General features: G+C 64.3%; 14 protein-coding genes. 7 read left to right on the top strand and 7 right to left on the bottom strand.

From position 1 onward, the window contains the following. Position 1: 1 nt before the first annotated feature. Positions 2-1,060, bottom strand: a complete 1,059-nt coding sequence (locus AC630_RS18100; protein ID WP_083636307.1) for a YeiH family protein — start codon at positions 1,058-1,060, stop codon at positions 2-4. 284 nt (positions 1,061-1,344) lie between these two features. Between AC630_RS18100 and AC630_RS18105 the strand changes: the two genes are divergently transcribed. The 5 genes from AC630_RS18105 to AC630_RS18125 all read left to right on the top strand — a co-directional run bounded on the left by AC630_RS18105 (position 1,345) and on the right by AC630_RS18125 (position 5,781). Next, positions 1,345-1,878, top strand: coding sequence for a DUF305 domain-containing protein (locus tag AC630_RS18105; protein WP_074119844.1), 534 nt, complete (start codon positions 1,345-1,347; stop codon positions 1,876-1,878). Between the two features lie 9 nt (positions 1,879-1,887). Further along, positions 1,888-3,342, top strand: coding sequence for a YncE family protein (locus tag AC630_RS18110; protein ID WP_074119845.1), 1,455 nt, complete (start codon positions 1,888-1,890; stop codon positions 3,340-3,342). A 39-nt stretch (positions 3,343-3,381) separates the two neighbouring features. Further along, positions 3,382-3,906 carry a sigma-70 family RNA polymerase sigma factor gene (locus AC630_RS18115; RefSeq protein WP_074119846.1) on the top strand — a complete coding sequence of 175 codons (525 nt, stop codon included), beginning with the start codon at positions 3,382-3,384 and terminating at the stop codon, positions 3,904-3,906. After that, positions 3,903-4,676 (top strand): anti-sigma factor family protein, encoded by a 774-nt coding sequence (locus tag AC630_RS18120; protein WP_074119847.1) that lies wholly within the window; start codon positions 3,903-3,905, stop codon positions 4,674-4,676. Before AC630_RS18115 ends, AC630_RS18120 begins: the two co-directional genes overlap by 4 nt. A 457-nt stretch (positions 4,677-5,133) precedes the next feature. Further along, positions 5,134-5,781, top strand: coding sequence for a TetR/AcrR family transcriptional regulator (locus tag AC630_RS18125; RefSeq protein WP_074119848.1), 648 nt, complete (start codon positions 5,134-5,136; stop codon positions 5,779-5,781). Here the strand turns inward: AC630_RS18125 and AC630_RS18130 are convergent. The 4 genes from AC630_RS18130 to AC630_RS18145 all read right to left on the bottom strand — a co-directional run bounded on the left by AC630_RS18130 (position 5,778) and on the right by AC630_RS18145 (position 9,748). Further along, positions 5,778-6,416, bottom strand: coding sequence for an aspartate/glutamate racemase family protein (locus AC630_RS18130; protein WP_074119849.1), 639 nt, complete (start codon positions 6,414-6,416; stop codon positions 5,778-5,780). The two genes, AC630_RS18125 and AC630_RS18130, sit on opposite strands and share 4 nt — an antisense overlap. An 80-nt stretch (positions 6,417-6,496) precedes the next feature. Next, on the bottom strand, positions 6,497-7,510 hold the full coding sequence (locus AC630_RS18135) for an amino acid ABC transporter substrate-binding protein (protein ID WP_074119850.1): 1,014 nt from the start codon (positions 7,508-7,510) through the stop codon (positions 6,497-6,499). 12 nt (positions 7,511-7,522) lie between these two features. Next, positions 7,523-8,872 carry an aspartate aminotransferase family protein gene (locus AC630_RS18140; RefSeq protein WP_074119851.1) on the bottom strand — a complete coding sequence of 450 codons (1,350 nt, stop codon included), beginning with the start codon at positions 8,870-8,872 and terminating at the stop codon, positions 7,523-7,525. Positions 8,873-8,875: 3 nt separating this feature from the next. Then, on the bottom strand, positions 8,876-9,748 hold the full coding sequence (locus AC630_RS18145) for a MurR/RpiR family transcriptional regulator (protein WP_074119852.1): 873 nt from the start codon (positions 9,746-9,748) through the stop codon (positions 8,876-8,878). 87 nt (positions 9,749-9,835) lie between these two features. Here AC630_RS18145 and AC630_RS18150 point away from each other — a divergent pair, with 87 nt between their 5' ends. Together AC630_RS18150 and AC630_RS18155 are read left to right on the top strand one after the other, a co-directional pair. Beyond that, complete coding sequence (locus AC630_RS18150; RefSeq protein WP_074119853.1) at positions 9,836-11,023, top strand: amino acid ABC transporter permease; 1,188 nt, start codon at positions 9,836-9,838, stop codon at positions 11,021-11,023. Between the two features lie 2 nt (positions 11,024-11,025). Next, the gene (locus AC630_RS18155; protein ID WP_074119854.1) at positions 11,026-12,132 is read left to right on the top strand and encodes an amino acid ABC transporter permease; all 1,107 of its coding nucleotides are present in this window, start codon (positions 11,026-11,028) and stop codon (positions 12,130-12,132) included. A 151-nt stretch (positions 12,133-12,283) separates the two neighbouring features. On the opposite strand, the gene AC630_RS18160 is transcribed toward AC630_RS18155, so the two are convergent. Both AC630_RS18160 and AC630_RS18165 read right to left on the bottom strand, forming a co-directional pair. Beyond that, positions 12,284-13,702, bottom strand: coding sequence for an amidase (locus AC630_RS18160; RefSeq protein WP_074119855.1), 1,419 nt, complete (start codon positions 13,700-13,702; stop codon positions 12,284-12,286). Between the two features lie 125 nt (positions 13,703-13,827). Further along, on the bottom strand, positions 13,828-14,604 hold the full coding sequence (locus AC630_RS18165) for an SDR family oxidoreductase (protein ID WP_074119856.1): 777 nt from the start codon (positions 14,602-14,604) through the stop codon (positions 13,828-13,830). Between the last annotated feature and the right edge of the window lie 28 nt (positions 14,605-14,632).

Here is a 14,632-nt window from a genome sequence, read left to right on the forward strand (position 1 = left end):
GTCACCCCGCGAATTTGATGAGAGCCAGGCTGAAGGCTGCAATGAACAGGAAGGCAAGTGCACCCAATATAGCCGGACGCAGCCCCTGAGCGTAGAGTTTCGAGACGTCGGTCTCAAGGCCCATGGCGGCGAGGGCGACCGTGAGCAGGAAGGTGGACAGGGCGACCGTCGCGTCCCTCGCGCCCTCCGGAATACTCACGACACTGTTGAGTGCGGCCACCGCAACAAAGCCGATTGCGAACCAGGGCAGGGGTGGTCTTGCCGACCTGCCGCCGGTGCCACGGGCCGCAAGCCGGGGCGCGACGCTCAGGGCGAGGACTACAGGGGCGAGCAACATAACTCGCGACAGCTTGGCGACCGTCGCGACTTCGCCGGCGTGCTGGCTGTTCTGAAAGGAGGCGGCGGCCACCTGCGCAATCTCGTGGATCGATGCCCCGCTCCAGAGTCCATAGGCGGCGCCATCGAGCTGCAGAAGATGGGGCAGCACAGGGTAGACGAACATCGCGATCGAGCCGAAGATCGTGACGCAGGCGATTGCGTAAGCAACGTCCTCGTCGGACGCCCGGGTGACGCTGTTGGTCGCGACCACCGCCGAGGCACCGCAGATCGAGGTGCCCGCAGCGATCAGTTCAGAGAGCTTTCGGTCGACACCCAGCACCCGGCCGGCTGCAAGAGTAAATCCGAACGTAGCAACGAGCGTGCCGATGACGATGAAGAGTCCGTGCGCACCCACGGCTGCAAGCTGGGTCAGCGTGATCTGAAAGCCGAGCAGCACGATTGCGGCCCGAAGCAGACGGCGCATGCTGAAAGCAATTCCCGGGGCCGCGAAAGACGGCGTGCCGACCAGATTGCGTATCGATATCCCGATCGCGATGGCGAGAATCATGGGGCTGAACGTCGCAATCCCTGGAACGCTGTGAAGCGATTTGGCTGCGAGCGCGATGGCGCCGGTCAGCGCGATCCCGGGGATGATTGCGCGGGCGGATTCCACACGCGCTGCGATGGTTTTGCGGATGGCGAGCTTGATTGGAGAATGGCGGATGTCGGTGGCAGATGTCATTGGCGTCACTCCGGGTTACGTCAACTGTGGTCTGCGACGACAAAGTTATCTAATGGATTGATTTGTTCATTATGATCGATAAAATCGATCATTCGACATTGAGAGCATTTCATGGCCGGGGGCGCTAACGCTTCTGTGATCGGGCCGAAGATCGTGCCTTAGTCGTTGTTTCAGCTAGTTTTTTAAATATTCCGCTGCTCACGGCCGAAGAATTTTCGTAGCATTATGGAATAGGACGCGCGCTGCGCCGTCCAACCCCCATGCGATCAACATGGGAGTTCAGGATGCACCAGCCGTCTCGCAGATTTCTCGCGACACTCGCGAGCAGGTGTCGTTTCCGAAAAACTGGGCTCGCCGCGATCCTGTTGGGCGGGCGGGTTCTAATTGCTTGCGCGATCCCGCCGCTCGCGTTCGCGCATGAAGCCCATCCGGCCGATCCGCCGGCGGGGCTGACCGCCGAGGAATCCGCGTTCCTGAAAGAGAACGATGCGGCGATGACCAAGATGATGAACGACATGGCGGCGAAGCCGACGGGCGACATCGATCGCGACTTCGTTGCCATGATGAACCCGCATCATCAAGGCGCCATCGATATGGCCGTGATCGAGCTGCGCTACGGCAAGAACGAGCAGCTTCGGCGGATCGCGCAGGAAATCATCGTCGACCAGATGCAGGAGATCGCCGCGATGAAGCTCGCAATCGGCGAGCCGGCGACCGACACGACGCCTGCACCGACGCAACCGCAGGCTCTCCCCGCCGCGCACGATCATCATCATTCGGGCATGCGGATGGACAAGTCCTCCGGAATGAAACACTAGGAGCGAAACATGAAAACGTGGAAGACATTCTTCCTGGCGGCAACGATGCTCGCAACCGGGTCCGCTGCGTGGGCAGGGCAAGCGCCCGGCGCGCTGTCCTCGCCCGACATTCCGATCAGCCATCATGACCGCATCTATGCGGCCGAGCAGTTCTCGAATACGGTCTCGGTAACGGATCCCGTCGACAACAAGCTGCTTGGCGTAATCCGGCTCGGTGATCCGCAGCCCCTCAATTTCAGCCCGCTTTACAAGGGGCAGGTGCTCGTTCATGGCATGGGCTATTCGCCCGATCACCACACGCTCGCGGTGGTGTCGATCGGCTCGAATTCGGTGACCTTCATCGACACCGCGACCAACGCCGTCAAGCACGTGACTTATGTCGGCCGTTCGCCGCACGAAGCATTCTATACGCCGGACGGCAAGGAGGTCTGGGTCACGGTGCGCGGCGAGAACTACATCTCCGTGATCGATGCCAAGAGCTTTAAAGAGAAGACGCGCATCACGACTCCGAGCGGCCCGGGCATGCAGATCTTCTCGCCCGATGGCAAGTACGGCTACATTTGCTCCTCGTTCAATCCGGAAACTGACGTCGTCACTGTTGCCGATCACAAGATCGTCGCCAAGGTGAAGCAGGAAAGTCCGTTCTGCCCGAACATCGCTGCGACGCCCGACGGCAAGCAGGTGTGGTTCACGCTCAAGGACGTCGGCAAAACACAGGTGTTCGACGCCCGTCCCCCGTTCAGCCTCATCAAGACAATCGACACCGGCCCGATCACGAACCATGTCAACTTCGCGCACACCGCAAAGGGATCGTTCGCTTATGTCACGATAGGCGGCCTGAACGAAGTCAAGGTGTTCCGCACCGACGATTTCTCGCAGGTCGCGACCATCCCCGTCGACAATTTGCCGCACGGCGTCTGGCCGTCGGGCGATGGATCGCGCGTCTATGTCGGTCTCGAGAACGCCGATGCGCTGGCGGCGATCGATACTGCGACCAACAAGGTGATTGCGAACATCCCGATCGGTCAGGCACCTCAGGCGATCGCCTATGTCCCCAACGCCGCGCCCAATCCCGACGACCGGGAGAACCTGCAGCCGCTTGGTGTCGCTGGCCAGGTGGCCCATCTCGCCTTGGCGCCCAAGCAGGCGGCGGGAGATGGCAAGGCGCCGACCAGCGTGTCGCTTTTCGACCAGGGCCTGATCCAGATCCTGCAGGCCTCAGTGACAGGTCTCCAGCCCAAGCAGAAATATGTGCTGGCGCTTGCCGAGCATGAGGACGGCAGCGGCCCGTTGCAGCCGCTCGCAGCCTTCATGACGAACCCGGCAGGATCGGCTATCGTCAACGCAGTTGGCCCGATCCGGCAGATCGTCGATCAGGGGGCAAAGGCCGACAGGCGATACCTCGTGATCGCACCCGGCGAAGCGGCCATGCCTGGCGAGGCGATCCAGATTGAGACCCGTTGACGTTCGCGCAAGCGCGAAGGAACGCAGGCGGAGGGCGAGATGCAGGACATGTTGGTTCAGGTCGAGCCGCTGATCCCCGCCCTCCGCCGCTATGCGCGCGCGCTCGTGCGCAACCGCGCGAACGCGGACGACCTGGTGCAGGACTGCCTGGAGCGCGCGGTCAGCCGCTGGCATCAGAGGCGGGACGGCAGCGTGCGCGCCTGGCTGTTCACGATCCTGCACAATCTCGCGGCGGATCAATTCCGTCAAGCGTCATCGCGCGGCAGACATGTGCCGATCGAGGAGGCGGGTGAGGGTGAGTTTCGTGGGGCGGCCGCGCAGGAGCATCGGCTTATGTATCAAGATGTGCTGGACAAGCTTGCGAGGCTGCCGGAGGAGCAGCGGGCCGTACTGCTGCTGGTCGGAGTCGAGGATCTCTCTTATGCGGAGGCCGCGAAGGTACTGAACGTCCCGATTGGCACCGTGATGTCCCGCCTATCGCGGGCACGCGGGAGGTTGCAGCAGGAGCTCGACGGCGTCGCCGGTGCGCCAGGGAATGTGGTGACGATGCGGAGGCTGACATGAACAACCGGCTTATCACAGAAGATGACCTCCACGCCTATGTGGATGATTTGCTCGAGCCGGAGCGTCGAGCGGAAGTCGGCTCTTACCTCGCCGGTCATCCGGATGTCGCCAAGCGCGTCGCCGGCTTTGTCGACCAGCGCGAGCTGTTGCGCGCGGCGCTGGCGCCGATTGCTGACGAGCCGTTGCCACCCGAGCTGAACCTTTCACGCATCATCGAGGGCCAGAGGCGTCGTTCGCCGCCGGTCTGGCGGGCGATCGCGGCGATGCTGCTGCTCAGCGTGGGCGGGTTTGGCGGCTGGATCGTGCGCGGCTCGATGGAAGCAACACCTGGCGGCCTGGCCGCGCTCGCGCAGGAAGCAGGCTATTCCTATAATGTCTACGCACCGGATCGGATCCGCCCGGTCGAGGTGCGAGCATCCGACACCGCTCAGCTCGTCCAATGGATATCGAGTCGGCTCAACCGGCCTGTCAAGGTGCCGGACCTGACGAGCTCAGGTTACCGTCTGATGGGCGGGCGCCTGGTCGCGACCCAGCACGGACCAGCCGCGATGTTCATGTATGATGACGACCATGGCAGCCGGGTTGTCGTGCTGACCCGGCCGATGAGCAGTGCCGACCAGAACGCCCCAATGACAGCACAGTCAAACGACGGCGCCACCGGGTTTACCTGGGCCGATAGCGGGATTGGCTACAGCCTCGTCGGCGAGGCTCCGGCGGAGACCTTGAGGCCCGTCGCGAACGAGGTCCGCAGGCAGGCGCGCGCGATATAGTCTTGCGATCGGGTGTGGCCGCGAAGACGCCGCCTCGCGCGGCGAAGGACTTCATCTTCATCCGAAATTGCACGCACTGCTGGAACAGGCGGCCAGCCCGTCGGTTTCGGAGCTCTCGATGCGACGATGATGGCCTGGTTCAAGCCGGACCGGATCCGGACTCGGAAATCGTATCGTCGCGCACCAATATGGTCCTGTCTTCGCGATAGCCGCGCCGTATCGAGCGAGAAGTAGGTCGCCGCCGGTATTCTTCGCGGTGCAGTTGAGCTACCCATCGAGAGGTCTGCTGCGCCAATGAGAATCTCTTCGAAATTTTTGATGGACTCCCGTGCTGATTTCGCAGCAAATGGTTTGCAGATCTCTCAGGGCCAATTGAACGGAGTGACGCAACTGCCTGATCTCGCTCACGTGACGTCCTCCGCTTTTGTTTGACAGGCCACATAGGTTTCGCGTCAACATGCCGTCACAGCTCGTCCGCAAGCCGCAGAACGCCTATCATCACGGCGATCTCCGTGATACCCTGATCAAGGCCGCCTTGCGCGAAGCGGAGAAGGGCGGTGCGGAGGCAATCAGCATCAAGGCGTTGGCAAAACGGCTAGGCGTCTCGCAGCCGGCGCCATACCGGCATTTCGCCGATCGTGAAGCGCTGCTTGCGGCGGTGACGGCGGAGGCGTTTCGGCAGCTCAGCGCGATCCTGCGCGAGGCGATGGTAAAACCGTCCGAGCAATCGAAATTATCGCGGCTGGCGCAGGCGACGCTCGATTTCGGTCTGCGCCGCAACGGCATCTACCGGTTGATGTTCGCTTCCCGCACCGTGTCATGCGCGGCCAAGGGCAGCGAGCTGCACGAGGCTGCGCGTGAAACCTTTGCGCTGGTGGTCGAAGCGCTGGAAGTGCCGGCCGTCGGTTTTTTGCGCGAGCGGCACGCGCTCAAGATCTGGGCTGCGCTGCACGGTGTGGTGATGCTCGCCGAGCAGGGCTTGTTCACGGGCGAGGCGGCGCATGCCACGCGCGAAGAGCTGGTCGAGGATTTTGTGAACGAGACGAAGGCCGCGCTCCTGTCCGCAATCAAGGACGTGCGCCGCCGGGGAAAGCCCGGCGCTTAAGCCTTAGCCACCAGCAGCCTCGCCAGCTTCTCCACGGCGCTGTCCGGCGTGGTTACGACCGGACGGCCGGTGGCTTCCGCGACGAGTGGTGCAGTCGCCGCGATGCTGAACTGTGCCAGTGCAATGACGTCACAATCGCGCAAATCGCGCGAAGCTTCCGTGATCAACCGATCATGCGCTGCGTGATCGCCGCGATCAAGCGCAGCCAGCGCGCCCTCGGCGAGTTTCGGCACGACCTGGACGGAGGTTGGAAACTCCGGCGGCATCGAGACCAAGGTCGGCGGGAAAGTCGAGAGCAGGCCGATCCGCCTACCCATCGTCACCGCGCGCTCGATCATGGCCTCGTTTGGCTTGAGCACCGGCATCGGTGCATGTGCGCGTGCGACCGCCTCGATGCAGGGGCCGAAGGCCGAGCAGGTGAACAGGATTCCGTCGGCTCCCGTTGCCGCTGCATAATCGCCGAGCGCGAGGAAACGCTCGGTCATTGCGTCATTGAGCTTCCCGTCGCGCGCCAGATCCGCAGAGAGGCTGTCGTCGAGCAGGTTCATCAGCCGTGCCTCTGGCCATGCCTTTGCGAACGCCGCCTCGATCGGGGCGATGGAATGCTTGAGGGCGTGGATCAGAGCGATGCGCATGGGGGCGTCGTCATTGAACGTGCGTACTTGATCAAAGATCTCGTGCCCCGGACGCAGCGCGTCCGGGACACGCGCGATGTTTACTTGAACGGAATGGCGTACATCAAACCGCCCTTGCTCCAGAGGCCGTTGAGGCCGCGTTCGAGCTTGAGCGGACTCGCCTTGCCGACATTGCGCTCGTAGATCTCGCCGTAATTGCCGGTGGCCTTGATCGCCGTGACCAGCCATTTGTTGTCGAGCCCGAGCCGCGAGCCAAGGTCGCCGGAGGCGCCGAGCAGCCGCTGGATCGCGGGTGTCTGCGACTTCGCCATCTCGTCGACATTGGCCTGGGTCACGCCGAGCTCCTCGGCCTCGATCAGGCCGTAATGCAGCCAGGTAATGATGTCGCTCCAGACCTCGTCGCCGTTGCGTGTGAAGGGGCCGAGCGGCTCCTTGCTGATGGTCTGCGGCAGCACGACGTAGTCGGCGGGGTTCGGCGCCGCGGTCGTCACAGCGCCGGCGAGCGCGGAAGCGTCCTGGGTCATGGCATCGCAGCGGCCGCCGAAGAAGGTCTGGTACATCGTGTCGATGCGGTCGAACACCAGCGGCTTCCAGTCGATGCCGTTGGCCCGGCCGTAATCGCCGAGCGTGACCTCATGTGTGGTGCCCTGCGCGACGCAGACGGTGGCGCCCTTGAGGTCCTTGAGCTCCTTCACGCCGAGGTCCTTCTTCACCACAAAGCCCTGGCCGTCGTAAAAGTTGATCGGCCCCTGCCGCAGGCCCAGCGTGACGCCGCGCAAATAGGTCTGCGTCGAATTGCGGTAGAGCACGTCGATCTCGCCCGACTGCAGTGCCGTGAAGCGGTTCTGCGCGGTCAGCGAGACGTAGCGCACCTTGTTGGGGTCGCCGAGCACGCCGGCCGCGAGCGCGCGGCAATAGTCGACGTCGAGACCCTTGTAATTGCCTTGCGAATCCGGCGCGGAGAAGCCGGCAAAACCGGCGCTGACACCGCACACCAGCGTGCCCCGGGTCTTGACCGTGTCGAGCGTCGCCGCCGACGCGATCACCGTCGATGCCGCGAGCACACCTGCGGCGATAACCACTTTCCTCATCATGTTACTCTCCCCTCAGTGATTGACACTACGCAACACGTTATCGACGGCCGTGCCGAGCCTGTCGACGATCAGGTCGATCTCCTCCGCGGAGGCGATATAGGGCGGCGCGAGCAGCACATGATCGCCGCGGACGCCGTCCACGGTGCCGCCGCCGGGATAGCAGCCGAGGCCGTTGGCAAAGGCCTCCGCCTTGATCTTCTGATTGAGCTTGAGCGCCGGATCGAACGAGGTGCGGCTGGCGCGATCCGCGACGAGCTCGATCGCCCAGAACAGCCCACGCCCCCTGATGTCGCCGACATGGCGGTGATTGCCGAAGCGATCGATCAGGCGTTGCTCGAGTTGCTTGCCGCGTTCCTTGACGCGGTCGAGCAGGCGATCCTCGCGGATCACCTCCTGCACCGCGAGCGCGGCTGCGCAGGCGAGAGGATGTGCCAGATAGGTGTGGCCGTGCTGGAAGGCGCCCGAGCCGGCGCGGATGATGTCGATGATCTTGCCGCTCGCAAGCATCGCGCCGATCGGCTGATAGCCGCCGCCGAGACCCTTGGCGATGGCTTGGATGTCCGGGGCAACGCCCTCCTGCTCCCAGGCATGCGTCGTGCCGGTGCGGCCCATGCCGCACATGACCTCGTCGAGGATGAGAAGGGCGCCATGCCTGTCGCAAATCTCGCGCACCGCCTTGAAGTAGCCGTCCGGTGCCGTCACGGCGCCGGCGGTCGCGCCGACGACGGGCTCGGCGAGGAATGCCGCCACGGTGTCAGGGCCGAGTCGCTGGAACTCGGCTTCGAGCTCGGCCGCAAGCCGTGCCACGAACTGCGCATCCGACTCGCCGTCGTGTTTCTCGTGATAGGCGAAGGCCGGCGTCACATGGCTGAAGGCGGCCGAGAGCAACGGTGCATAGGGCGCGCGCCGCCAGGCATTTCCACCCGCGGCAAGGGCGCCGAGCGTGTTGCCATGATAGCTCTGTCGCCGCGCGATGAAATGCTGCCGCTGCGGTTCGCCGCGCTCGATGAAATATTGCCGTGCCAGCTTGATGCTGGCCTCGATCGCCTCCGATCCGCCGCTGACGAAATAGGCGTAGGCGAGGCCACCGGGCTCGTGCCCGACCAGCGTTTCGGCAAGCGCCTCGGCCGGCTCGGACGAGAAGAAAGCAGTGTGGGCATAGGCGAGTGTTGAGGCCTGCTTCGCCATTGCGGCAATCACGCGCGGGTGCTGGTGGCCGAGACAGGAGACCGCCGCGCCGCCGGAAGCGTCGATCACGCGCCGTCCGTCTTCGGCAAAGAGATAGACGCCTTCACCGCCGATCGCCTTGGGCGGCGTTTCGCGCAACGAACGATGCAGGACGCGGCTGGTGCGAGCGGCCATGGGTCAACCTTTCTCTGAGACGTAGGTGGTGGCCGCGGCCAGCCGCGCCTCGGTATTCTCAAGGCGCTTCTTCGCGGCCGCGCCGCCGAGCGAGAACGTCACCGCGGCGAGCGACTGCGCAATTGCGATCGCGCCGGTGAGACTGGGGAAAAAGCCGGGCGGGGAGGCGGCCTCGAACAGCAGCACGTGGTCGGCGCCTTCGGCCATCGGCGCCGAGTGGCTATCTGCGATCGCGATCAGCGTTGCGCCGCTGCGATGAGCGGCTTGCGCAACGCGGACGCTCGCATGTGTGTAAGGCAGGAAGCCGATGACGATGACGGCCTCGCCGGGCCGAAAGGCGCCGAGGTCGAGATCGTCGGGGCCGGACGCGCCGACGAGTTGCACCTGCTCCGGTCGGAATAGCCGGAGCTCGTAGTTCAGCAGCTCCGCGACGCTGCGGCAGCTTCGATAGCCGGTGATCCAGATCCGTTTGGCGTCGTGGAGTGCGCGGGCTGCTTCCGCAATCGGCTGCGCCGGGATGCGTGGGAGGCCGGCGGCTTCGGCCTCGAGCTTGTCGATGACGAGCGTGACGTCGGCATTTGGGCCGTGACGTCGACCTTTGGCGCGGCCGGAGAAGGGCGATGTCTGGGACGGCCGTCGTGCCTCGGTCAGCGCAGCGCGAAGTTCGTCCCAACCGGAATAGCCGATGGCCTTTGCGAGCCGCGTGAATGCGGCGGGGTCGGCGCCGGCTTCGGCGGCGAGATCGCGCATCGAACGGGTGGTGGCGTCGTAGTCGTTGGCGGCGACGAAGCGCCCGACCTCCTGCAAGCGCATCGGGAGCGATGGCAATGCAATGCGGAGTTCACTCAACGGCGAGGATTTCGCTGGCTCAGCCATGAAACATTTGTTGCACGGTTTTTGGATTGGTGCAACACTTGACGTGCGCCGCCGGAAATCGTTGCTTTTGAGAAGGATTTTTGCGCTGTGACATCAGACTCACCGAGACCACCGCCGCGCCGCCGCTTCTTCGGCGCATGGGGACGCCGCGAACTACAGGGACTGTTCTGGCAGGTCCTGGTGGTCGGGATCGCGGTTGGGGTGATCGCTTTCCTTTGGTCCAACACCGTCACCAATCTTTCGGCCCGCCGTATCACGACCGGCTTTGCGTTCCTCGGCCGCGAGGCCGGCATGCCGATCGCCGACAGTTGGCTCTCCTATAATCCGAGAGATACCTACCTCTGGGCCTTCGTCGTCGGCGTTGCCAACACCTTGCGCGTTGCCGTGATCGGCATCGTGCTCGCAACCATTCTCGGCACGCTGATCGGCATCTCGCGGCTGTCGGCGAACTGGCTGCTGTCGCGGCTCGCCGCCGTCTATGTCGAAACGCTCCGTGACATTCCGTTGCTGCTCCAGCTTCTGTTCTGGTACGTGCTGATGCAGGCGCTGCCGGCCGCGCGCGCGGCGTGGCGGCCGATCGAGGGCGTGTTTCTTTCCAATCGCGGCCTGATCCTGCCGGCGATCCCGATCGGGTCGCCGCAGCTTTGGGTGCTCGGCGCGACGGTGCTCGGGCTTGCGGTGTTCTACATGATCCGGCGCTGGCTGATCGCGCAGCAGATGCGCGACGGCAAGCCGCGGCCGGCGTGGCCCTTTGCGGTTGGCCTCATCGTCGCGCTGCCGGCGCTGGTGTCCGTGCTGCTCGGTGTGTCCTGGAAGATCGAATGGCCTGAACTGCGCGGCTTCAACTTCGTCGGCGGCTTGACGCTGGCGCCGGAATATTTCGCGCTGCTGATCGCGCTCGTCACCTACACCTCGGCCTTCATTGCCGAGATCGTGCGCAGCGGCATCCAGTCGGTGCCGCGCGGCCAGTGGGATGCCGCCAACGCGCTCGGCCTGCGGCGCAGCTTCATGTTGCGGCAGATCATTTTGCCGCAGGCGTTGCGCGTCATCGTGCCGCCGATGACGAGCCAGTATCTCAACCTGACCAAGAACTCCTCGCTTGCGGTGGCGATCGGCTACCAGGACGTGGTCTCGGTCGCCAATACCACGCTGAACCAGACCGGGCAGGCGATCGAGGCGATCGCACTGATCATGGCGGTGTTCCTGACCATCAGCCTCGGCATCAGTTTCTTCATGAACTGGTACAATGCGCGCATCGCGCTGGTGGAGCGCTGAGCATGACCGCGATCACCGATATGCCTGAGGCGCCGCGTGCTGCCCGTCGACCGCAAATGGGAAACCCGGTGCTGCGCTGGCTGCGCACCAATCTGTTCTCGTCGGTCCCGAACGCCATCCTCACGGTGGTGTTGCTGGCGGTGCTCGCGAAAGGCGTGATCAGCTTCGTGCAATGGGGCATCGCGAATGCGGTCTGGCTGACGCCGGCGAACGACTCCAGTGCCTGCCGTGCGGCGCGCGGTGTCGGCGCCTGCTGGGCGATCATCCCTGAAAAATACCGCTTCATCCTGTTCGGCACCTATCCGTTCGACGAGCAGTGGCGGCCGGCGCTGTCGGTGCTGCTGTTCATCGCGCTGTTCTATCTCTCCACCCGCCGCGCCCTGTGGCGGCGCGAGCTGGCCTATATCTGGATCGGTGCGCTGGCGCTGATCAGCGTGCTGATGTGGGGCGGAGTACTGGGGCTCAGTTTCGTCTCGCAGGACCGCTGGGGTGGACTGCCGGTGACGCTGATCCTCGCAACCTTCGGCCTCGCTTTCGGCTTCCCGCTCGGCATTCTCGTCGCGCTCGGCCGGCGTTCAAAGCTGCCGGCGATCCGCTCGCTCAGCGTGCTCTATGTCGAGCTGATCCGCGGCGTGCCGCTGGTGAGCTTGTTGTTCATGGCGAGCGTGATGTTTCCGTTGTTCATGCCCAGCGGCTTCAACATCGACAAGCTCCTGCGCGCGCAGATCGCGATCATCCTGTTCGCTGGGGCCTATCTTGCTGAAGTCATTCGCGGCGGGCTTCAGGCCGTGCCGCGCGGGCAGTATGAGGCGGCCGATGCGCTGGGACTGTCCTACTGGCGCAAGCACCGATTGATCGTCCTGCCGCAGGCGATCCGCCACGTCATTCCGCCCCTAGTCAACACCTTCATCGCTTTCTTCAAGGACACCAGCCTCGTCCTGATCATCGGTATCTTCGACCTGCTGACGACGGCGAAGACGGCGATCATCGATCCTGCCTGGCAGCAATTCTCGGTGGAGGTCTACATCTTCGTCGCCGCGATCTATTTCGTCTTCTGCTTCGCGATGTCGCGGTACAGCCGGAGCCTGGAGGCGACAAGCGGGAGATGATCTCTCGTGTCCCGGACGCGCTGCAGCGCGCCAGCGCTGCTGCGCAGAGCCGGGACCCAGAGATACACGAGAGGTTGTAGATGCATGGGCCCCGGCTCTGCAGCGCACCGCTGAAGGAGCGCTGCGCTGCGTCTGGGGCACGAGAGTGAGGCTATTTCTTCACGCGCGGATCGATCGGTGTGGTGCTGCGCAGACCCAGGATATCCTCCAGCACCTTGGCGCCGGCGATCACTTGCGCATCCGCGCGTGGCGCGCCGACGACCTGGATGCCGACGGGCAAGCCCGAGGCCGTGAAGCCGCAGGGCAGCGACAGTGACGGACAGCAGGCCAGCGTGACGGCGTAGACGATGCCGAGCCATTCGACGTAGTTGTCGAAACGCTTGCCGGCGCACTCGGCGACATAACGATGCTCGATCGGGAAGGGGGGCACGATGGTCGTCGGCACCAGCAAGAGATCGTAGGTCTTGAAGAACTCGATCGCGCGCGCGGTCATGCCGACGCGCTGCGCTTCGGCGCGCTCGAGCTGCTCGACGGTGAGCTTGAGGCCTTCCTCGATGTTCCAGATCACCTCGGGCTTGAGCAGGTCGCGCTGGGTGCGGAGCAGCTGGGCCTTGCTGATCGCGAAATCGAAGGCGCGCAGCACGTGGAAGCATTCATGCGCCTCGCTCCAGTCCGGATGCGCCTCTTCGACGGTCGCTCCGGCTTCTGCGAAGCGTTCCGCCGCCTTGCGCGTGATCGCCTTGACCTCGGGGTCGACCGGCGTGATGCCGAGATCGGGCGAATAAGCGATGCGCTTCGGCTTCTTGCCCGACTGCGCCGCCGACAGGAACGAGGTTGCAGGCGCCGGCAGCGACAGCGGATCGGCCGCATAGTCGCCGCTCATGGCGTCGAGCAGCAGCGCGAGATCCTCGACGTTGCGCGCCATCGGGCCCTGGACGCCGAGATTGCGGTCGATACCCGCCTTCGGCGTGTGCGCGACGCGGCCAATGCTTGGCCGCATGCCGACGATGCCGCAGAAGCTCGCCGGATTGCGCAAGCTGCCGCCCATGTCCGAGCCCTGCGCGAGCCAGGCCATGCCGGTGGCCAGCGCGACGGCCGCGCCGCCGGAGGAGCCGGCCGCCGATTTGGACGTATCCCAGGGATTGAGCGTCGCGCCGAACACCTCGTTGAATGTATTGGCGCCGGCGCCGAACTCGGGCGTGTTGGATTTTGCGTAGACCACCGCGCCGTTGGCCTCGAGGTTCTCGACCATGAGGTCAGACTTTGCTGGGATGTTGTCCTTGAAGATCGGCGATCCCTGCGTGTTCAGCACGCCCGCAACGTCGGTCAGATCCTTGATCGGCACCGGCAAGCCCGCCAGCAGCCCGCGCGCGCCGGCCGGCTTCTGCATCAGCGCCTTGGCGCTATCCCGCGCGCGATCGAAGCACAGCGTCGGCAGCGCATTGACCTTGCCGTCCACCTCACTGATGCGTTTCTCCAGCACATCCAGCAGTTCGAGCGGCGAGACGTCGCCGGACCGCAGCTTGTCGACCACGGCGCACGCGGTTTCGCGGATCAGGTCCTGAGACAATTATGTTACTCCTACCTCTTGATTGTCATTCCGGGGCGCCCGAAGGGCGAACCCGGAATCTCGAGGTTCCGGGTTCGATGCTTTGCATCGCCCCGGAACGACTGTGTCCAAGAACGTTGTATCAGTTAACCCCACCCCGCGCTGATGCCGCCGTCCACCGTGTAGATCACGCCCGACGTGTAGCCGGCGCGATCGGACGCCAGGAACGCCATGAGGTCGCCGATCTCGCGCGCATGCGCGGGGCGGCCGAGCGGCAGGCTCTTCTGGAATTCCTTGTAGCGGGTCTCGTCGCCGAACTGATGCTTTGCCCGCGTCTTGAGCAGCGTGACGTGGCGATCGGTGCCGACCGGGCCGGGATTGATGCCGACCACGCGGATGTTGTCGGCAAGGCTCTTGCCGCCGAGCGCGCGCGTGAAAGCCATCAGCGCGGCATTGCCGGCGCTGCCGCAGATGTAATTGGCATCGAACTTCTCGCCGGCCGCGCCGATGTCATTGACGATCACACCGCCGCCGCGCGCTTTCATCTGGGCATAGATCATGCGCGTGAGGTTAATGTAGCCGAACACTTTCAGTTCCCAGGCGTGCCGCCAGGTCGCCTCGTCGATCTTGTCGATGGAGCCGCCGGGTATGTCACCGGCATTGTTGACGAGGATGTCGATCTCCGCCGCTTCCTTGGCGAGCCGCGCCACATTCTCGGTCTTGCGTAGGTCGACGACGGTCGTGGAGGCATCGATCTGGTGCGCGGAGCGCAAGCGGTCCGCCAGCGCCTTGAGCTGATCGCCGCTGCGGGCGGCAAGCAGGAGGTGCGCGCCTTCCTCGGCAAAGGCCTCGGCGGCGGCTGCGCCAATGCCCTTGGACGCACCCGTGATCAGGACGCGCTTGCCACGCAGATGCAGATCCATGGAGGTTACTCGCTCGGTGGGAACAGGA

It is taken from the genome of Bradyrhizobium sp. AS23.2, from assembly GCF_001908185.1.
In the GTDB taxonomy this organism is placed as follows: domain Bacteria; phylum Pseudomonadota; class Alphaproteobacteria; order Rhizobiales; family Xanthobacteraceae; genus Bradyrhizobium.

Excerpts from the sequence above, each read along its gene's own strand:
- AC630_RS18155 (WP_074119854.1), top strand. The coding sequence starts at position 11,026 with ATGACCGCGATCACCGATATGCCTGAGGCGCCGCGTGCTGCCCGTCGA.
- AC630_RS18110 (WP_074119845.1), top strand. The coding sequence starts at position 1,888 with ATGAAAACGTGGAAGACATTCTTCCTGGCGGCAACGATGCTCGCAACC.
- AC630_RS18115 (WP_074119846.1), top strand. The coding sequence starts at position 3,382 with ATGCAGGACATGTTGGTTCAGGTCGAGCCGCTGATCCCCGCCCTCCGC.
- AC630_RS18120 (WP_074119847.1), top strand. The coding sequence starts at position 3,903 with ATGAACAACCGGCTTATCACAGAAGATGACCTCCACGCCTATGTGGAT.
- AC630_RS18130 (WP_074119849.1), bottom strand. The coding sequence starts at position 6,416 with ATGCGCATCGCTCTGATCCACGCCCTCAAGCATTCCATCGCCCCGATC.
- AC630_RS18140 (WP_074119851.1), bottom strand. The coding sequence starts at position 8,872 with ATGGCCGCTCGCACCAGCCGCGTCCTGCATCGTTCGTTGCGCGAAACG.
- AC630_RS18165 (WP_074119856.1), bottom strand. The coding sequence starts at position 14,604 with ATGGATCTGCATCTGCGTGGCAAGCGCGTCCTGATCACGGGTGCGTCC.
- AC630_RS18125 (WP_074119848.1), top strand. The coding sequence starts at position 5,134 with ATGCCGTCACAGCTCGTCCGCAAGCCGCAGAACGCCTATCATCACGGC.
- AC630_RS18135 (WP_074119850.1), bottom strand. The coding sequence starts at position 7,510 with ATGATGAGGAAAGTGGTTATCGCCGCAGGTGTGCTCGCGGCATCGACG.
- AC630_RS18100 (WP_083636307.1), bottom strand. The coding sequence starts at position 1,060 with ATGACATCTGCCACCGACATCCGCCATTCTCCAATCAAGCTCGCCATC.
- AC630_RS18145 (WP_074119852.1), bottom strand. The coding sequence starts at position 9,748 with ATGGCTGAGCCAGCGAAATCCTCGCCGTTGAGTGAACTCCGCATTGCA.
- AC630_RS18105 (WP_074119844.1), top strand. The coding sequence starts at position 1,345 with ATGCACCAGCCGTCTCGCAGATTTCTCGCGACACTCGCGAGCAGGTGT.